The following is a 21,094-nucleotide window of genomic DNA, read 5'->3' on the forward strand; positions in this document are numbered from 1 at the left end:
TATGTTTGCAGCTACGGTTTTTTGAACTTTGGGTTTTAAAGTTTATCAGTCTTTTAGGCGGCTGCTTAACGTGCTTTTATTTTCAGTCCCAGTGGGGTTTTAACCCGGTCACAGCTGCTGCACTCACCGGTCTTATTGGCAGCTTTATTCCTGACACCAAGAAAATAGAAAGCGCCCATATTCACGCCACAGTCTATATTGGTGCCTTCATCGCCATGGGATCAAAGGTTGTCATGGCAGGTTTCCCACAAATTCTTTTTGTATCCATCTTAGGAACAACCATTTATTTTTTCATCAGTCCATATATCAAGGGTTTCGGCGGAAGAATGGGCTTTGTTGCCTTTATTTCTTCAATATTAGGATTTGCCCTAAGGAACTGGCTATGATTTTAGCTTGTACATTAATCACATCGCTTATCGGGGCGCAGCTGACGTATTTTTTGATTCACAAAAAACACCTAACCACGGTTCGAGCTTCAGCGGCACCAGCTTTAATATTCTCTGTGATCATAACGACATTACCCATTCCATTTTCAGCGGCTTTGCGTGCAGGTTTCCTGGGGGCCACCTTTGTAGGCATGACGGATAAATCAAGGCTTGGCTGGAAGCGGGTTGCTGTCGCTAGCTTTATTTATGGTTTGGTATTTTATTTTCTTTTGCCTTTGGTAGATGGATTTGGTGGCGGCTTGGGCGCTGCTGCCTTTACGTCTTGTGGGTTGGTGTTCTTTTTGGATAAAGCCTTTAGAAGATACTTTAAAAATCTTTTTCTGCGCGCTTACAAGCGTCTTTAACCAAACTCTTATCAATAGCGACTAAAACACCTCGGTTCGGATTTCTTTTATCAACAAGGAACTGAGCTTTCACGGGTAAGCGTACGCGTTTACCTTTCAGATCATACCAATCATCGCCTTCTTGAATTTGATCATCTTCCGTGGAGTCAACAAAGGGCCAAATGAAAGATGAAAATTGCTCTAGGGCCATAAACTCTTTATCGTGATACATTCCCTTACCGTGTACTAGAAACTTACTATTACTGTGGCTATCTCTGCGCGAATAACTTGCGGAAGTAAGCTCTCCTTCAACAAACTCAAAGTGCTGAGGACTTTTTATGTAAAGACCTAAGAGGTTTAAAGAACGCTCTTTAATCACCATGTGAACGAAAAAAAAGGCGACACCATCAAAAGCCAGAAGCGCAAGACCCACCCCAAGGCCAGTGCCCCACGGAAGTTCACCCTTAGCCGTAAGATAAAGCATCCAAGCACCTGCTAGAAAACTTGCGACACCTGCAAATCCAAAACCGATGGCTGCAACTGTTAATCCAATGCTACTGGAAAAATTTAATTGCTTTAGTCGCTTTATGTCGCGCAGTTCCCTGTCACTTTGAATCGCAAGATGTTTCCATGAATTGTGCATGAATTAAGAATGTAGCAGTTTGTTTCTTTTGGCGACAACTTTGTGGGGCAAATATAAGTTCTGTTTCAGTTACCAAAATAAATTTCCCTAACATGACGGCCGTCATATAGGAAAAATCTAGGGCTTCCGATCCTACTAGTATCATAAAAAGAGAGGTGCTAGTGGCTGAATCATTTTTTAAGTGGGATCAAGAAAAACTCACGACTCATGTCGATGCAATGGATAACGAACATAAGAAGCTTATCGACATCATGAATAAGCTTTACGACCGAAATGCTGCCAAAGCCCCAAAGGCAGAGCTGTCGGCAATCATTAAGGAACTTGCGATGTGGACCGTGACTCATTTTGAACACGAAGAAAAATTTTTTGATACTTTAGATTATTCCCAAGCAAAAACTCATAAGACAATTCATAAGGATTTAGTGGAGCGTTTAAAAGGGCACCAAGCAGAATTTGAAAAAACCGGACAGCTAGGACCCGCGTTTTTTCAATTCTTAAAGACGTGGCTGACAGCCCATATTATGGGGATTGATCTTAAATATGGCGTTATCGCGGCTAAGAAAGCGGGATAGAATCTTAGAACTAGGATTCTTATTAAGACCTATGTGTCTCTAGGAATGCATTTAATTGTATTAGAGGATCAAAATCCGTAATAAACGGCTGGCCCGTCGGTTGCAACTAGGACCCACAACAAGTGAGGTCCTAAATGTTGTACGTTCTTCGAATCCTAATCTTTTTGTCGTTTATTCTTCTTATTGCCTGTGCACCGCCAGAGCGTGGGGACGTTGACGTGAAGGCGTTGAATAAACACAAAATGCGTTTTGATAATCATGGTTATGTTCATTTCAACCTTCTTCAAGGTGAAAACTTAAGCCAGGAAGAAATCCAAAAGCACTTAAAGTTTGAATTTGCCTATACAGATAAAGGTTCCGTCGATTTTCTTAGCGATCATGTGAAGTATGATAAATCACTTCCACAACCTTATGGCAAGGTGGATGCGACCGAAGTGCAAGAGCTTAATTGTAACAACAGTGATGAAGTTGTTGAACTTCCTAAAAAAATTAAAGTCGATGTTTTGAAACTTTGTGGGAAGATTGCATTTAACGGCGATGATTTAGAGATTTGGGCGAACAAGCTTATTTTAAGTGATGTTGAATGGGTGATTACAAAAAATGCTGAATATGCATTCACTAGTATTCCCACTCTTTTTATTCAAACATTAGAGCTTGTCGGTGAAAATAAGATCCTTCTACAGGGACCTAAAAAACCTAAGGTCATGAATAATTCTTCTTCTTTAAATATCTTTGTACGTAATCTGAGCGCCGCCGACGGAGCTTTAACAGTGCGTTCGGTAAGTGCTCCAGTCTTTTTAACCGCTAAAGAATTTCAAGAAATGTTCAAAAAGTCGTTACCAACACCCGCTGAATAGTCTTACCGAGAATTCTAATAAAAGTTTTGATCAAATATTTCAGGACCTCTTCATTCAAGAGGTCCTCTTATTTTCCTGTACCTTCCTCTAAAATCCTGCGTTTTTTGAAACCTTTTGGACCTCTGATGGGTGCGAAACTTGGGCCTGATCGTTAAGAATAGGTCATGCAAAAAATAAAAGGAAAATCAAACCTCGTTAAATTTGCCCTTAAATCTCAACTTCTTTTACTGACGGCCGCTGCCTTTATTGGTTGTGCTGATAGCTCTACCGACCTAGGTTCCCAAACATCTGCAATGGACTCAGCTTCGTCGCATGTAAGCTCTGTGGCGCCTTTGTGGGAAAGTGAACATCAAGATGGTAAGCAGTGGACTTCGCACGTGCTGAGGCAACTTGATGTGATTGGTACAGATCTTTTAGATGTTATTCCTAGTGATTATGCGACCTGGTGTCCTAATTATAAAAATCTGACTTACAACGAACGAAAAGATTTCTGGGCCTATCTTCTTTCCCAGATGACTCGCTATGAAAGCGGATTTGCTCCTGAAAAGTTCTATACAGAATCATTTTCTGATAGCAAAGGGAAGAAAGTGATCAGCCGTGGACTTTTGCAGCTTTCGATTGAAAGTGGCAACGCCTATGGATGTGGATTTAGAACATCTAAAGATGTACATGATCCAGAACAGAATCTAGCTTGCGGTGTTCGAATTTTGAATCGTTGGGTCGGCAAAGACGGCAGGATCGGTGGAAATTCCGGAAGACAGTGGAGAGGCGGGGCCCGTTATTGGTCTGTTCTTCGCAGTTCCAGTGGGTCCTACCAAAAGATTGTTAAAGCCACTAAATCCATTTCTATCTGTCAGAAATAAAGTAGATGAAATTACTTATTCTTTTAGTGACGAGCTTGCTTATTGGTTGTACCGAGAATGTATCTGAAGAGGCCGAGTACACTTTTGCTTCAGTGCCGCCAACTTCAACAGAGCCCATGTGGGAAAGTCAACATCCTGATGGGGATGATTGGACAACCCACGTTCATCAACAATTAAGTGTGATTGGAACAAATCTTTTATCAGTCGTGCCTGCGGACTATCCGGCGTTTTGCCCGAAATACAAGTCGCTTTCAACAAGTGATAAAAAAATATTTTGGACTTTTTTGATGGCCCAGATGGTTCGTTATGAAAGTAATTTCGATCCTGATGAGTACTATACAGAATCTTTTACTGACAGTAATGGCGATAAAATAGTTAGCAGGGGACTTTTGATGCTTTCGTTTGAAAGTGCGAATGCCTATGGATGTAATTTTCAAACTCAAAATGAATTGCACGATCCTGAAAAAAACTTGAGTTGCGGAATTCGAATCTTAGACCGTTGGCTTTCTAGAGATAAAAGAATTGCGGGTAAGATCGACGGCCAGTGGCGCGGCGGTGCCCGTTATTGGTCTGTTCTTCGTAGCAGCAGTGATAAGTATTTAAAAATCGTGAATGCCACCAGAGCTATCTCGATCTGTAATACCAACTCCAATTAGAATTGATCAAGGGGCATTTAGCCCCGTACTGTATAAACAACAGCCACTATATTTAAACTCGCCTGCAAAAGTTTAGACAGTTTTCTAAACAATAAAGCCACTCACAAAATCGACCGAATGAATAGGTATGAATAAATCAAAACTACTTACTTCATTCATCGCAGTCAGTCTTGTTATCGGTTATTCCCATGCAGCATTAGCGATGGCTAAAGCTCCGGTAAAAGAAGAAAAGCCCCCAGCGGCTACATCACCAAAGCCTCCTTCAGCGACGCCTGCTCCTAAGCCACCCGCTTCTGGTGAAAAGCGTGAAGTCACACCACTTTGGGAAACTGCTCATAAAGATGGGAAAGAGTGGACGGCCCACGTGGATCGTCAACTTGAAACTTTAGGTCAAGACTTACTGGATGTGATTCCTGCAGACTACGCTACGTTCTGTCCAAAGTATAAAGACCTTTCTTATAAAGAAAGAAAAGAGTTTTGGACGTACTTGATTTCGCAGATGGTTCGTTATGAAAGTAATTTTAAAACCGGCACTTCTTATAAAGAAGATTTCAGTGATAGCACGGGAGCGAATGTGATGAGTCGGGGATTGCTGCAAATTTCCATCGAAAGTGGAAACGCTTATGGCTGCAATTTTAAATCTTCTAAAGACATTCATGATCCTTATCAGAATCTATCTTGCGGTATTAGAATTCTAGATCGTTGGGTAGAACGCGATGGCCGTATCGCCGGTAAAGTAAGTGGCAAATGGAGAGGCGGAGCCAGATACTGGTCTGTTCTTAGATCAACAAGTGGTTCTATTTCTAAAATTGTTACTGCAACTAAAAAGATAAATCTTTGTAAATAGATATTAAAAAAAAGAAAAGGCCATGGGATGATCCATGGCCTTTTCTATGTTTAAAACTATTTTGTCCAAATAGCTCCAAACATTGTTCCGTTTCTATATCCTTGAATTTTCCAAACTCGATAACCTTGGCCTGACAATTCGTTGTACTTTTGCTGATAGCCCGCACCCGTTAAATTAAACCAAGTCACCCAGGCGCCGGGTTTTTTCATCCAGACACTGGCATAACGTTCACCCCACGGCAGTGGGGAAGCGTTAAAGCTGGTGGTTCTCCAGCCTAAATTCCAAAGCTCGTTAAATTTCGTTTGGTATTCGGCTTGGGTCATCCCATGCCATAGGTAAAAGCCTTGCCCGTCTTTTACAAAGATCGCGGCATGATAGCGGTTTGCTCCGATGGAATATCCCACGTAGTCTTCGACGCGATACCCTTGACGTAAAACTAGGTCATTCCATTTTGCATTGAAGTCAGCGTCATTCATATTAATCCATGTGTAATAAGATTCATTGCCTCGTTTTTGCCAAATGGCTGTGAACCGCGGGTAACCATCATAGCCGGTTTGTACTTGCAGTTCGCGCGGTCTTAAACCTTGAGCATGGTAGGTATTAAACCAAGAGTTAAACTCTGCAGAAGTTAAATAGCCTCTGACGGCCCATTGGCCTTGCACTGCGGGATGAAAGGCGCCGGCGGCTCTGACTAAACCGGGGCTGTGATAAACGCTTAAAGTTTGCGGACCCCATCCCATATTAGGGTAGTAATAGAAATAAAACTTATAAAGGTCCCAGCTGATGTTGTGGAAGTTTGGATAGTAGGGCGCAAAGTATCTTGGATATTCAATATCCTTCATAAGGTCATAGCAGCCTGTATCCACTTCATTATAAACTCCAAAGGTATCAACGAAGACCCATTCGCCAGCGGTTTTCGGGTTCGGTACCGCCATCATAAAATGAAGATGGTTGTTGGCACGAGTGGTGTTCATCGGCGTGCCGTCATTATTTAGACCGTTGCCTGCGCCACCAGCGCCGGTGTTACCAGCCTTCGCGATGTAAGTCCCAGTATGAACCCAGTCACCAACTTTTACTGCGATGATGTGGGATTCTTGCCCCCAATAAAGTTTATCAGAGTTATTTTTTGCAAAGCGCGCATACTTGGCCCAATTGTCGTTGGCATTGGGGTCTGGTGGAACAATCGCTTTTGCAGCATTTTTATCGTGAGTAAATCCGTCGCGCAGATGCATATAGATAGATCGATACTTAGAACCATTGGCTGCCGTATGCTCTATGATCACAGTATTACCAAACCAGTTGTCCCAAAGTTTGGTGACGACTCGGCCTGGTGCGACCGCAACGACGTCAAAGGTCACATCTTTACCGGCTTCGACAGAATTTTTCCAGGAATCGAGGCCCGAATGTTCACCGCCGTTGTTGTATTGCCAACCTTGAATAAGCCCGACTTCATTTCCGTTGTAAGGTAAAAAGAACGGCATTTTCGCGATCTGATTTTTTGCCCAGGCACGGGCATCTGTTTCATTTCCAAAAACAGGATTTGGACCTTTGTAATTTACATTCTTTGCATAGTGACCGTCGTAAATAGTGTAGTAGCAACAATCATTCGCTACTTTCGGATTCACACACACCGCTTTGGTTTCTATCGGCGGAAATTCAAAAGGCAGGCGCGGCGATTTGCTTCCAACATGTTCGGCATGATCTTCGTAAAGCTCATCAGGACCCGTATAAATCGAAGCTTCTTGCAGACCCATGGGTTTAAAATCGGCTTCAGATCTTTCAGCACCTAACGTCGGCCATGCGGTGAGTGACAGCGCTGCGATTAAAACAGAAGAAAGATGTTTCATGATTGCTCCTTGAATCATGACAATAAAAGGAGCTAAGCATGACATACTAGTTTGTTAAGAAATTTTGTGTGAAATACAAAAAGAAGCAGGCACCTTTTCGGTGCCGGTTTGCTATTTACAGATTTTGGCTTTTGGATTGATTTCGCAGATGGCTTCTTTGAGGTCTTTGTTTTCTTGTTTCAATGAAGCGATCTCGCGCGTTTGTTTTGCGACAAGGGATTCTAGTTTTGCAATTTGGGATTGGTTCATTTTGCAAAGTCCCGCTAGTTCTTTGGTTGATTCTATTAATGGTCCCACAAGGCGAGTGTAACCGACGGCTTTATAGCCTTCTTTGTCGGTTTCTACGGCTTGCGGGAATACTTTTTCTACTTCTTGAGCGATCACACCCATATCGTTCTTTTGCGGGAATGATAACTCAGGACGCACATCGTGTTTCCAATCGAATGTGACACCTCTTAATTTTAAGATCTTATCAAGGGCCCCTTCGATGGGTTTTACGTTTGTTTTTAAACGCGCATCCGATGTATTCACATAAGCGCTTGTACCTGCAGCAGAGCCGTTCACAAAAAAGTTATAACTTGCATTCACGGCACCGTTAATTCCAACTAAGCCGCCAGCAGAAACCGTGAAGGCATTTTGTGAAGCCGTCGTCGGACCGGGACGAATCCAGAAGTGGCTGCCATCAACTCCGTGAAAGAATTTTGTACCAGTATCACCTTCTTCGTAGCCCATATAGGAAGCAGTAGCGTTGTAAATACCAAGTGGTGCGATAGTCGTCGTGTTTTTATTTAACGACATCCATCCATTTGTACCAATGGTCATACGAACATTTCCCGTAGCGCTATCAAAAAAGAAAAGGTCTTTGGCAGCCGTCATCGTTACGTCTTGGCCCATTTCCCAATCACCCAGCATCATCGAAGCCCTTTCATTGGCTCCGCCGTTTGAAAGAACTTTGAAAGCTTGTGCACCGGTTGATGCACCTTTAAGTGTTAACAGATTCGTAGGAGCATTTGTACCGATACCGACATAACCATTCCCTTGGATACGCACTCTTTCTGCAGAAGTCGTGGCACCATTTGCTGTCGTTCTAAAAGTAAGGTAATCACCAAGCGCGGAGGCTGAGTGATTTTCACCCGCATACACCACCATACCTGGTGAGGACGTTGTTGTGATTGCATCTTTTGCTAAAAACTGACCCATCAAATCACCAGATAGAACATAGGTCGGCGCAGCTTGAGTACCACGTGCGCGCGAGCCCACGAAAGTACCACCTTGGGTGGCAGCAGCAGAAGTGTATGCGGTCGCGTAAACTGCGGCATCAGAAGCTTCGTTATTAATTAAAATGTTACCATCTTCGATTTCAAGTTTCTGCGTTGGAACTGCGGATGTCCCAATTCCAATTTTTCCACCAACAACTAAATTAAGATTTTGGGTAGCATTCCATGTTCCTTTCGGATCACTAGTGATACCCAATCTTAAAGTGGAGTCAGCAGTCCCACTGAAAGGACCCAGTCCCCAGTAGTTGGAGCTTGTCCAGTTACCGTTGTACTGACCTTGCCCGCCAGCGTTGTAATAAGAACCGACATAGGTGCTATAAATATTTGCTTGGGAACCATTCGGACCCACTTGTAATAGGGAGTTTACTTGAGAAGCACCGATACCTACGCGACCCGTAAGACCATCAATACGCATTCTCTCAGTGTTCGTGACTGCACCAGAGGAAATCGTATTAAAGATGAGATGGGTTCCCGCTGTCGAGCCTGACCAAGTTTCTGCGGCTTCTGCGTAAATCATAGCCCCGGTTGCGTAACTAGAACCGGAATAAAGTCCGTTAAATAAAATTTGCCCAAGCATATCATCATCAGCAAGAGCCGTTGCTGAAGCACTCGTGCCACGCGCACTTTGCATCATGAATGTGGGTTTACCGTATGTTGAACCAGAATAGTTTTTAATTGTAAAACCAGGGCTGCGAACGCCTGTAGACGAAGTATTGGTGACGACAACACCTGAAGAAGAATCCGTTTGGTTTACGTTTAAAGTTTCAGTGGGGCTGGTATTATTAATACCCATCGCGGTATTAGTCAGCGTGACTCTTTCAGTGCCGCCGGTTGTTGTCTGATTGGCAGCAGTATATAGGCGAATATTTGTTGCAGCATTCAAAGAACCGCCACCACCGATCCAAACGTTATTGTCCGTGCTGGTGGAACCTGCGTTGATAATCATAAAAGGCGAATTGGCGTTGTTATATTGGTAGCCCGCAAATCTAAACCATTTCATCGTCGCATCAGTACGGGTGGTCGCATTGGCATCAGCTCCCACGGTCATCCCATATAATCCCCCGTAGGATATATCAAGCTGTCCATACGGAGTGCTAGTGCCGACGCCCACTTTGCCCGCTGAATAATATGTGTTTGCGCCATTGAGCTGCCATTGCGCCATGGCTGATGGAAGGGCACTTGCTGGCAAACGGCCGCTGCCATCAAGTAATAAAACTTCGTTGGCACCAGTGCCTGCCGCTTTCGTAGAGGCAGTGCCAAGACCGGTGACTGCCGTGTTGGGAATTGAAATTGCCTGACATTCAAATTTGTCAGAGATTGAACTCCAGTTCATGGTTTGCGCTGCTGTACACGAAGCGACGTTAAAAGCACTGCCGCCGATGTTGTTCGTAAGCTCGCTGAGCTTAATAAAGTTCGCGGTCCATTTACTGGTGCCGCTATCCCACTTTAAAACTTTGTTCGCAGCAGGGGCGGCAGTATCAACCGCATAACCTTGCAGTTTTGCGACTGTAGGACCAGGGTAAGAACCGCTTAAATCACCACTGGCTGTGCCGGTTGGTGCGGCGCCTGTGGTAGCAATCGTGATTGTACCCGTACCGTTGGTGATTGAAACACCAGTACCAGCAGTTAAAGTGGCTTTAGTTAAGGTGTTGCCGGTGGTATTACCAATTAAAAGTTCACCGTTAAGGAAGGAAGTTTGACCCGTACCGCCCTTATTTACAGGGACAGCACTGGCTAAATTTGCTGGTGTTAAGTTCGTGATTAAAGAACCATTCACTGCCGGAATTTTTGCGGTTCCATCCAGTTGCAGAATTTGATTATTTCCCGTACCTACGTTCACGTTTACGGTCACAGCACCCGTTGTACCGCCACCAGTTAAACCCGTACCTGCAGTGACCCCCGTGATCGTACCGCCGGATCCATCAGAGGAAGCAATAGCGACCCACGCGCCAGAGTTGTATTGATAAATAGTTTTAGAATCTGTCGCAAAATAAATAGCTCCCGCAGTAGGGGAGGCAGGTTTACTTGCATCTAGGCCCGTTTGCACGGAAGGAGTGCCGCCCGCATTCAACAAGTAGTTGCCTGCAGCTTGTTTATTATTGAACGTATTCCAATCCGTCGAAGACAAGTAACCATTTGTTGAAGTGGTCGCTTGAGAAATTGAAATCGCTGGCGTCGTAGAGCCCGTTGCCACAGATAATGGTGCCGAAGCCGTCACGTTAGTAACAGTACCCCCAGAATTTGTATCCGTGTCAGCAGCCGGGGCCCAGTCAGTTCCATTATACTTAAGAACTTGTCCATTCGTTGGCGCAGTAGCATTGACTGCAACGCCTCGGATTTTCGCGACAGTTGGATTTGGATAAGTACTGCTTAAATCACCACCCGCAGCACCTGTGGGCGCAGCACCTGTCGTAGCAATAGTAATAGAACCATTGCCATTCGTGATTGAAACACCCGTACCCGCAGTCAATGTCGACTTAGACAATGTATTACCAGAAGAGTTACCAATTAAAATCTGACCGTCAGTATATGAAGACTGACCAGTGCCACCTTTATTAACTGGAACAACTGCAGATAAATTCGCAGGATTCAAATTCGTTAAGGCTGAACCATCGCCTGAGGCTACATTGTTGGCAGCCATCCACTTCGTTCCATCAAATTTTAAAACTTGTCCGTTTGTTGGCGCAGTCCCATCTACCGCAACACCTTTAATTTTATCAACACTGACAGCACCAATCGCACCACTGACGTCACCAGCAACAGATACGTTAATACTTTGACACTGAAAAGAAGACGAAACAGAGTTCCAGTAAGCAGTCTGGTGGGCTGCGCAGTTCGCACTTCCAACCGCGGCATTGAACGCGGCGGTTGTTTGATAAGTGGCCAGGTTCGCAGAAAGGCCCGTCACATCTGCCATCGCAATTGCCGAGTTTACAAAGGCAGAGCCATTAAATTTTAAATACTGACCAGAGGCCGGAGTCGTCAAAGTCACGTCAGTGCCTTGAATCTTTACAACCGATGGGTTGGGATAAGTTCCACCCAAATCTCCACCAGCTGCACCAGTCGGGGTGCGGGCATCAGTGAAGCGCGCATCATTACCGGCCGCCACCGTGTTTGCTGAAGTACCAACATTCAAAGTCACTTGCGGTGTCGAAGTATTATTGATGATTGTTACATAAGAGTTCGCAGAGGTGACCGTTGTCACAGTACCACCACTGGCACCTGCAACACCGTTACACGAAAGAGCCGTTCCATCCCAAGCTAAAAAAGTTCCTGCAGCGCAGGTTGGAACATTGGATTTCGCAACGAAATCTGATTCAGACTTTGTTCCTAACTTTTGTGATGATAACGAAAATGCAGCATAGGGAACGGTGCGAATTTCGCTAGAAGGGGAAATTGCTTTCCAACCGCTTCCATCGTGAAATTGCACTTTAAGCAAACGGATATCACCCTGAGCCGGGGTGTAGGTCGCGCCGCCATCACAATCTTGATTGGCAGAATTATTAAAAGCATCAAGCAAACTAAAAAGGGGGTTTGCCGGGAAAAGTTTTGTTCCCGTTCCAATGGGAACATCAAACACACCACCAGAGCTCATCATGTTCACAGTGTTTCTTTGTTCGCGATAGATCACGCAATTCCCAGAAGGATTTGTGATTTCAAATAAGAAGCTCACGTTATTGTATTCAAGCGGAGTTCCGTCCGACTTAACAATGCGCCCTTGGTACGTCAGTGACGATGGCGATGCGTGAGTGGTTAATGAAAACGCCAATATTATTATTGAGAGAAAATACGTGCATTTGCTCATGCAATTCTTATCGGAAATTTAACAACACTAATAAATACTTATGATTTTTATTTTTGCGAAATAATATTCAGTACATAAGCTCGTTTGTAAAGCACTTGGTCCCTGCGGGATGTCTCACTCTGAGACACCAGGTCCTGAATTAGTTTTGTGGTTAGGCATCGTCATAGTCTTAAAATTGTGTAGCAACATTTCAACTTCATGTCTTTCCCATGATTAACAAAGTGTTGCTTGTTTGACGTGATGTCTGCTCGTATTTTTTTGGTATGCAGCCCATTCGCTCAGAAATCCTATCAGGTCAAAGGCTCGAAGAGTTTGCGCGTAACTTTGCCCAAACTCGAATTTTTACTGAAAAGTCTAAAGGACAACGGTCTTTTGTTGCGCGAATTAAAGACAATCGCAGGGTTCTTTCTGACTGTTATGATGTGCTGCTAACTGACGTCGATCAAAAAAGAGCAATTCCCCCTGCTGGTGAATGGTTTTTAGATAATTTTCACGTCGTGCGCGAACAAATTAAGAATATCGAAGAACATTTGCCGGCACGATATTATCAAAAGCTTCCTGTAGTCCGCGACGGGGAGTTAGCAGGACTGCCAAGAATTTATCAAGTCGCCTATGAATACGTCGCGCACACGGACAGCCGTCTAGATCCTGATTTGCTTTTCACCTTTCTAAAGAGTTTTCAAGGAATCCAAAATCTTAAGATGGCAGAGCTTTGGGCATTTTCGATCACCCTAAGTGCTGTGCTTGTCGAAAATCTGCGTCGAATTATGGAAACTGTCGTCGTTAGCCAGCAGGCCCGTGCTGAAGTCGATGCCCTGGCTGACGAGATTCTTGGGCTTGGCGATAGGCCACCTCGCGCCATGGACTCTATCGTAAAATCCTTAGAGGGAAAGGAATTAAGCACAAGTCTCGTGGTGAATCTTCTGCAACGACTTCGGTATCAAGATTCTAGAGTTGATCCAATTCTTATTTGGTTAGATCAGTATTTGGGAAAAAAGAAACTGGATGCGGATACGTTGATTAAAGAAGAACACACTGTTCAGACATCTGCAAACGCCACCGTACAAAATATTATTCTAAGTTTAAGATTCTTAGCAGCATATAACTGGTCCGAGTTTTTTGAAAAAGTCAGTTTGGTCGATGGCATCTTAAGACAAAACTTTCTTTATGGTAACATGGACTTTCCGACCCGGGATCGATATCGCCACAAGATTGAACGCTTTGCTTTAAGATCACCGCTGAGTGAACTTGAAGTTGCACAAAAAGCCGTCAGTCGTGCCGCTCAATCAGCCCAATCCCCTATGGAAAATGAAGCGCTTTATGATCTTGGTTACCATTTATTGGGAGCAGGACATTTTGCTTTTGAAAAAGAAATTAAATATAGCAGACCTGCTTCAGAACAGTTCGTGCGAGTTTATAAAAAAACTTCGCCGGTTTTATATTGGTTTGGGAATATCGCTTTAGCTATCGTCATCAGTTTGGGATTGCTAAGTTTATATTCAGGGGATCTAAATCCTGTCTTAGGATTTATTTACTTCGTTGTTTTTTATTTTGCTTCTTCAGAGCTTGTCCTTGCACTGTCGAACCGAATCACAACCCTTCTTATCGGACCTCGTCATTTTCCGAGGTATTCACTAGAAAAAGGAATCCCCGAATCTTATAAGACCTTCGTTGTCGTTCCGACAATGCTTACAAGCAAAAAGAATATTCGTCAGCAGGTGAAGGATCTGGAAATTCATTATCTTTCTAATACAGAGGGATTTGTTTATTATGCATTATTGACAGACTGGGCTGATGCGAAAACTGAAACCACTGTGGCTGACCATGAACTTTTAGATTTAGCGCAAAGTGAAATGAATGCGCTGAATGAAAAATACCCGGCTGTGCCCGAGGGGAAACCAAGGTTTTACCTTCTTCACCGAAGAAGGTTGTATAATCCCCAAGAACAAAAATGGATGGGGTGGGAACGTAAGCGTGGGAAGCTTGAAGAGTTTAACCGTCTGCTTTTGGGCGGTAAAGGAACCTCTTACTTAAATCAAGATAAATTAAATCTTCCGACGGATGTTCAATATGTTTTAACTTTGGATTCGGATACAAAAATCCCAAGAAATACATTGTCGCAACTTGTGGGCACGATGGCGCATCCCTTAAATCGGGCTGTTTACGATCCCGAGGTCGGAAGAGTGATCGAAGGGTATGGAATATTGCAGCCTCGGGTGACACCGACATTACCTACGGCAGAAGAAAGCACCCCATTTCAAAAACTGACTGCGGGTAATTCGGGGGTTGATCCATACTCGTCGGCAGTTTCGGATGTATACCAGGATTTATTCGAAGAAGGGTCCTTTGCGGGGAAAGGCATTTATGATCTAAAAATTTTTGAACAGGCCCTGGCCGATCGCGTTCCTGAAAATTCCCTTTTAAGTCATGATTTATTTGAAGGTAATTTTGCACGCTGCGGATTTTTAAGCGACGTCGAGCTTTTTGAAAATTTTCCGTCGAATTTGTTAGTGGCTACGACCAGAACCGAGCGTTGGACAAGAGGGGACTGGCAGTTGTTACCCTGGATTGTAGGTCGAGGAGGAAGAGCCATTTCATTCGTCGGTCGCTGGAAAATGATCGAAAACCTTCGCAGATCCCTGGTTCCCGTTGCCGTTTTTTCTCTTTTCGTATTGGCACTAACACGTCCTCTTAAGGAATCATTGATTTTCTTTTTCTGGGGAGTTTTATGTTTAAGTGGACACTACATTATCTCTCTTTTATCAGATCTTTTAACCGAGCAGCCTAATTTAAGCCTGTCAGACCGGCTGCATCTCTTCTGGGAAGACACGGTTTTAAATGCCAAAAGGTTGGCGTTGGATTTTTTAATTCTACCTTTTTACGCGTATATTTCTAGTGAAGCGATTTTAAAAAGTCTTTATCGGATGATGATTTCTAAAAAGAACATGTTGCAATGGACGACTGCGGCCCATGTTCGCGACACGACACAACTGAACCTTTCCCAGTTTTACAAGGGCCTCAAAGGGGGCTTGGTATTTACCGGCATCGCTCTTGTAGTTTGGGTTTTAAGTGGGGTTGATTTACCGATCCTAGCTTTTTTCATTCTTTTTGCCTGGGGCATTCAAGCCCATGTCGCACTTTGGGTCAGCAGTCCTATAGCTTCAACCATCGAAGAACCACTTCATCACGAAGAAAGTTTAATTTTAAAACTTACGGCAAGAAAGATCTGGCACTTTTTTGCGACCTTTGTGAAGGCGGAAGATAATTTTTTACCGCCGGATAACTTTCAAGAAGATCCCCATCCGGTGATTGCTCACCGCAGTTCGCCGACAAACTTTGGAATGTATCTGCTTTCGGTCATTTCTGCTCGGGATTTTGGTTGGATTGGGCTGCGTGAAGCCGCCGACAGGCTTAATAATACCCTTTCAAGCATGATGGTTTTACCAAAGTATGAAGGACATTTTTTTAATTGGTATGAGACGACAACTGCTAGACCTTTAGATCCTCGGTATATTTCTTCGGTGGATAACGGCAATCTGGCGGGACACCTGATAGTTGTTTCACAAGCCATTGAAGAAATGCAGAAAGAGAATGTCCACTTCACTCGCTTTCGCACTGGAGCGAGTGACACTTTAATTTTACTTACCAACCTGTTGCAGGAAAAGTTCGCAAAACAAAATATTCCTTGGCAGTATCAGATTAACGAAATTCAAAAGTTTCTAAAAGGTGCTCCTGAAAAGGGCCCGGAATCTTTCGTCGCCTGGGAAGTACTGCAAAAATCTTCCACCTCTTTGTATGAGGAAATCCATAAGCACTTTGAAAAAAACAACGATCATCAAAGTAAAGTAATCCTTTCTTGGGCGTTGGTTTTTCATGAAGAAATCCTAAATGCGGCTATCGACTTTAAAGTCTTTTTAGCTTGGACCGCTTTTTCGCATAAGCCGTTGCCAGAAGCGATCAATCAAGATGCAGGATTTAGATGGAGTCATATCCAAGCATTGATCCTAGAGCCCATTGTCTTAGAGAAGTTGCCAGCTTACTGTCAAATGCTGATAAGCGAAGTTCAGCTTTTCGTGAAAATGTTTAAAGTTCAGGATAAGAGTCCTAACGGTATTTTTTTAAATGAGCTTATTGATCTTCTAGAAGAGGCTATGACCCATTCCCAGGTCACGCATCAGAAGTTGACGAACGCCAAGAATTTGACTCAAGAACTGTTTGCACAAATGAATTTTGAAATGCTGTATGATCCTTCCCGCAAACTTTTTTCTATCGGGATGCGTGTTGCTGAAAATGTCCTGGATCCAAGCTATTACGACTTGATGGCTTCAGAAGCAAGGCTTCTAAGTTTTATTGCCATCGCTAAAGGCGACGTGCCAGTCTCCCACTGGTTTAGTTTAGGCAGATCCCTTGTGCGAGTTGATGGCAAGGGAACTCTGGTGTCGTGGTCTGGATCTATGTTTGAATATTTGATGCCCTCCCTGGTATTAAAAACCCCCGAAGGCAGCATGATCAAAAGTACGTGCGAGCTGTCGGTTCATAAGCAAATTGAATATGGCGAAACTAAGAATGTGCCTTGGGGAATTTCAGAATCCGCCTATAACCGTCGCGATCAGCATTTAACTTATCAATACTCAAATTTTGGGGTGCCTGATTTAGCTTTAAAGCGGGGTGTAGAAAACGACCTTGTGATTGCTCCTTACGCGACACTGATGGCTTCCATGTATAAACCCGTGGATGCTGCAAGAAACTTACAACGTCTGCGAACTATAGGCGCTGAAGGTAACTATGGTTTTTATGAGGCTGTTGATTTTACCCAAGCTCGGCTTAGGGACAAACAAACCCATGCTGTCGTTCATACTTACATGGCCCATCATCAAGGCATGTCGCTTGTTGCGCTCGCGAACCTTTTTCATCAGGGTGTGATGTTACGTCGGTTCCACGCTGAACCGTTGGTGCAGGCCACGGAATTGTTGTTACAAGAACGTTTGCCACGCACCAAAGGGGCGTTACCGGTGCCGGTCCGCAAACATAAAGGCTTTGTGGTGCGTGAAGAGGTGGAACACATATCACGCCGATATCATCGCTTTCATCGCGCAACACCGCCAATTCAGATGCTTTCAAATGGCGATTATTCAGTCATGCTGACGATGTCGGGTTCTGGATACAGTCATTACAAAGGCAAGGCCCTGACCCGCTGGCGCGAGGATGTTACTCAAGATCATTGGGGCCAGTACATTTTTGTTAAAAACTTAAAAACCGGCGAAGTTTTTTCAGTGACGTTTCAACCACTGACCTCAGAGCCTGAATTGCAGAATGTGATATTTGCCGAAGACCGTGTCACTTTCGTTAGAAATGCCGATGATGTTTTAACGGATTTAGAAGTATTTGTTTCCCCAGAAAATCAGGCAGAAATTCGTCGCCTAAGAATTATTAATAAAACGGAAGAAGATATGGAGTTAGAAGTGACTTCCTATTTAGAAGTCGTTTTAAATTCCCAAGGAGCCGACCAGGCCCATCCGAGCTTTTCGAATCTGTTCATTCAAACAGAGTTTAAAAAAGATTTATCCGCGTTAGTGGCTTCCCGACGGGCGCGTTCTTCGGAAGAAAAAACTTTGTGGATGGCCCACACTTTGGTTCGTGATGGTTTTGCTAGTGGTGATGTGGAATATGAAACAAACCGAGCTGCGTTCCTAGGACGGGGAAAGACGATAAAATCGGCGAAAGCCCTTTTTGAAAATGAAAAGCTAGAAGGAAATACCGGATCTGTGCTTGATCCGATTTTAAGTTTAAGAACAAAATTGATCATTCCTGCCGGCGTGCAATCGCGTTTAAGTTTTTCAAGTCTTGTTGCGGATTCTAAAGAGGAACTTTTAACCCAAACTGAAAATTTGTATGATGAATCAAACCTAGAGCGCATTTCAAATTTGGCTTGGACCCAAGCGCAGATTAAGCTGCATTATCTTAATATCGAACCTGACGAAGCCCATCTATTTCAAAGGCTGGCGGCACGTTTGCTTTTTTCTGATTCAAGTTTGCGCCCCTCTAAAGCAATTTTGAAATCAAATAAACGGGATTTAACGGGGTTGTGGGCCCACGGCATTTCCGGAGACCATCCCATTATTGGGGTGATCATAGAAGACATCACAGAAATGGGCCTAGTCCGACACGTCCTAAAAGCCCAAGAGTTTTTCGCCAACAAAGGTTTTCGTGTCGATGTGGTGGTTATTAATTCACAAGCTAGTTCCTATGCCCAAGAAGTGCAAAATGCCCTGCAATCCGTAGCCCACGCAGGAATGATTCGGTTACTATCAGGCGCCGAAGTGTCAAGGGGTGGCGTATTCACCTTACGAAAAGACGCTTTAAGTGCTGAAGAATACCTGCAGATTCTTTCTGAATCTCGCATCGTATTAAATCCAAGGCACGGAAGTCTTTCAGAACAACTAGAAAGATCTCTTCCAACTCAAGTGCGAGAAAAAGCGAAAAAAGTTAAAAAGCACGAAGCAGCGCCTGCACTGCCGACTCCTGAACTGGATTTGTTTAACGGTGTCGGAGGATTTTCAAAAGACGGTAAAGAATATGTGATTGTCTTAAATGATCCTAAGGTCGTAACACCGGCGCCATGGATCAATGTTATCTCGAACGGTTTTTTTGGTTTTCAAGTTTCAGAAAGTGGAGCGGGTTATACTTGGTCCCAGAACAGTCGCGAAAATCAGTTAACGCCTTGGTTTAATGATCCCGTCAGTGATCCTAGCGGCGAAGTTTTTTATATTTATGATAAGGATTCTCACTGTATTTGGTCACCGACCACGCATCCCATTCGCGTACCGGCAGCTAGCTACATTGTTCATCATGGGGCAGGTTATACAAGTTTTGAACATTTATCCCATGGGATTTCATCAAAGCTGACTCAATTTGTAACCATGGATCGCCCGATAAAAATATCTGAAATCACGATTGAAAATAAATCCAACACGCCAAGAAATCTGTCGCTGTATTCTTATGTAGAGTGGGTTTTAGGATTTTCTAGATCCGTGATGGCACCCACCACGGTGACGGAATTTGATGATCAAACTGGAATGGTACTTTGTTATAATCGCAGAAATCCAGAGTTTGGACATCTTATTGCCTTCACAGGGTTTCTGATGAAACCGCATAGTTATACTTGTGATCGTCGTGAATTTATTGGTCGGAACCGCAGTCTTGCAAATCCTGCAGGGGTCGTAGAACAAGATCGTCTGTCAAACTCTTCAGGTGGCGGTTATGATCCGTGCGCGGCGATGCAATTAGATATTCATTTGCAGCCGAATGAATCAAAAACAATTTCATTTATTCTAGGACAAGCTGACAGTCCCGATCATGTGCGCACCCTTGTGCAACAGCTTTTCGCAGAACAAAAGGGAACCTCATTAAATGCTGTCACCGAATTTTGGGATGGCGCTTTGAAAAAGATCCAAGTGCAGACACCAGAGACATCATTCAATTTAATGTTGAATCAATGGCTTCAGTATCAAACCATCAGTTGTCGTATTTGGGCGCGGTCGGCGTTTTATCAAGCTGGGGGTGCATTTGGCTTTCGGGACCAATTGCAAGACATGATGGCCGTAATTCCTATCCTGCCACGCATGGCCCGCGAACATTTACTAAGAGCCGCCAGTCGTCAATTTGTCGAAGGCGATGTGCAGCACTGGTGGCATCCACCCAGTGGACGAGGCGTAAGAACCCATTTTTCTGATGATCTTTTATGGCTTCCTTACGTCACCTATCAGTATTTAATGGTCACGAATGATTATGAAGTTTTAAATGAAACTGCACCCTTTTTAGAAGGTCCTCTTCTTCGTCCCGATCAAGAAGACTCTTATTACACACCGAAGGTGTCGCTAGAAATGGCCTCCCTTTATGAACACTGCGCGCGGGCATTAGATCACAGTTTGCGTGTGGGAACCCACGGCCTGCCACTTATGGGATGCGGGGACTGGAACGACGGGATGAATCGCGTCGGTAAAGAAGGAAAAGGCGAAAGTGTTTGGTTAGCGTGGTTTTTAATTCAAAACTTACAAAACTTCGCCATCATTGCTGCGAAAAAAGGCGAATTTGAAAGAGCTGAAAAATGGAAAGAACACGCCGCACATTTGCGCTCAGCGATTGAATCTACAAGCTGGGATGGACAGTGGTATCGTCGCGCTTACTATGACGATGGAACACCCTTAGGATCCGCAGAAAGTGATGAATGTAAGATCGATTCGTTATCACAAACTTGGGCAGTTATCAGCGGGGCAGGGGATAAAGAACGTGCAAAGACAGCCATGCAAAGTCTTGATAAAATTCTTGTAAAACCAGACGATGGAATCATACTTTTATTCACGCCTCCATTTGATCAAACGCCCAAAGATCCAGGATATATCAAAGGTTACCTGCCGGGAGTTCGTGAAAACGGCGGGCAGTACACCCATGCTGCAAGTTGGGTGATTATCGCCCATGCCCTTTTAAAAAATCGAGAACGCGCTTTTGAATTGTTTAATTTAATTAATCCTTTGTCTCGCACTAGGGATTTACAACAGGTTCATAAATATAAAATCGAACCCTATGTTGTAGCCGGCGATGTGTATTCGCAAGTTCCCTTTGCCGGAAGGGGTGGGTGGAGCTGGTATACGGGAGCTGCAGGCTGGCTTTATCGCGCGGGTCTTGAATACATTTTAGGTTTTAAACTGGTCCATGATGAAGTCATCATTTCCCCGTGCATACCGGCAGCTTGGAAAGACTATAAGATCACTTTGCAGCATGGAAAATCGCTGTATGTATTTACTATAGAAAACCCGCAGGAAGTAAAAGACGAGGTCTTTAGACACAAACTTGTCGATGACGGGCAAGATCAACATATTCAAGTGAAATGGGTTGTTTCGAAAAACCGGGGTTCCTCAGACTCTGACCTAGGTCTTAAGTCTTAAGGGATCTAAGAAC

The 21,094-nt window shown here is 44.0% G+C and carries 11 protein-coding genes; 8 read left to right on the forward strand and 3 right to left on the reverse strand.

Annotated features, from left to right (window positions below):
- The first annotated feature begins 5 nt into the window (after positions 1–5).
- Complete coding sequence (locus MNR06_RS01035; protein ID WP_243537977.1) at positions 6–386, forward strand: hypothetical protein; 381 nt, start codon at positions 6–8, stop codon at positions 384–386.
- Positions 383–790 carry a hypothetical protein gene (locus MNR06_RS01040; protein ID WP_243537978.1) on the forward strand — a complete coding sequence of 136 codons (408 nt, stop codon included), beginning with the start codon at positions 383–385 and terminating at the stop codon, positions 788–790. Before MNR06_RS01035 ends, MNR06_RS01040 begins: the two co-directional genes overlap by 4 nt.
- On the opposite strand, the gene MNR06_RS01045 is transcribed toward MNR06_RS01040, so the two are convergent.
- Positions 753–1,412, reverse strand: coding sequence for a hypothetical protein (locus tag MNR06_RS01045; protein WP_243537979.1), 660 nt, complete (start codon positions 1,410–1,412; stop codon positions 753–755). The genes MNR06_RS01040 and MNR06_RS01045 overlap by 38 nt on opposite strands.
- Positions 1,413–1,573: 161 nt before the next feature.
- On the opposite strand from MNR06_RS01045, the gene MNR06_RS01050 reads away from it, so the two are divergent.
- The 5 genes from MNR06_RS01050 (at position 1,574) to MNR06_RS01070 (ending at position 5,207) form a co-directional block, all read left to right on the forward strand.
- Positions 1,574–1,984 carry a bacteriohemerythrin gene (locus tag MNR06_RS01050; protein WP_243537980.1) on the forward strand — a complete coding sequence of 137 codons (411 nt, stop codon included), beginning with the start codon at positions 1,574–1,576 and terminating at the stop codon, positions 1,982–1,984.
- Between the two features lie 134 nt (positions 1,985–2,118).
- Complete coding sequence (locus MNR06_RS01055) at positions 2,119–2,841, forward strand: hypothetical protein (RefSeq protein ID WP_243537981.1); 723 nt, start codon at positions 2,119–2,121, stop codon at positions 2,839–2,841.
- Between the two features lie 164 nt (positions 2,842–3,005).
- Positions 3,006–3,704, forward strand: a complete 699-nt coding sequence (locus MNR06_RS01060) for a hypothetical protein (protein ID WP_243537982.1) — start codon at positions 3,006–3,008, stop codon at positions 3,702–3,704.
- A gap of 5 nt (positions 3,705–3,709) precedes the next feature.
- Positions 3,710–4,360: a transglycosylase SLT domain-containing protein gene (locus MNR06_RS01065; RefSeq protein WP_243537983.1), complete on the forward strand. Its 651-nt coding sequence runs from the start codon at positions 3,710–3,712 to the stop codon at positions 4,358–4,360.
- A gap of 127 nt (positions 4,361–4,487) precedes the next feature.
- The gene (locus tag MNR06_RS01070) at positions 4,488–5,207 is read left to right on the forward strand and encodes a hypothetical protein (RefSeq protein ID WP_243537984.1); all 720 of its coding nucleotides are present in this window, start codon (positions 4,488–4,490) and stop codon (positions 5,205–5,207) included.
- Between the two features lie 56 nt (positions 5,208–5,263).
- Here the strand turns inward: MNR06_RS01070 and MNR06_RS01075 are convergent, their stop codons facing one another.
- Positions 5,264–7,054, reverse strand: coding sequence for a hypothetical protein (locus tag MNR06_RS01075; RefSeq protein WP_243537985.1), 1,791 nt, complete (start codon positions 7,052–7,054; stop codon positions 5,264–5,266).
- Positions 7,055–7,165: 111 nt separating this feature from the next.
- Positions 7,166–12,136 (reverse strand): tail fiber domain-containing protein, encoded by a 4,971-nt coding sequence (locus tag MNR06_RS01080; RefSeq protein WP_456237213.1) that lies wholly within the window; start codon positions 12,134–12,136, stop codon positions 7,166–7,168.
- Positions 12,137–12,399: 263 nt separating this feature from the next.
- On the opposite strand from MNR06_RS01080, the gene MNR06_RS01085 reads away from it, so the two are divergent.
- Positions 12,400–21,081, forward strand: a complete 8,682-nt coding sequence (locus tag MNR06_RS01085) for a GH36-type glycosyl hydrolase domain-containing protein (protein ID WP_243537987.1) — start codon at positions 12,400–12,402, stop codon at positions 21,079–21,081.
- Positions 21,082–21,094: the final 13 nt, after the last annotated feature.

This window comes from Bdellovibrio reynosensis (assembly GCF_022814725.1).
Taxonomy (GTDB): domain Bacteria; phylum Bdellovibrionota; class Bdellovibrionia; order Bdellovibrionales; family Bdellovibrionaceae; genus Bdellovibrio; species Bdellovibrio reynosensis.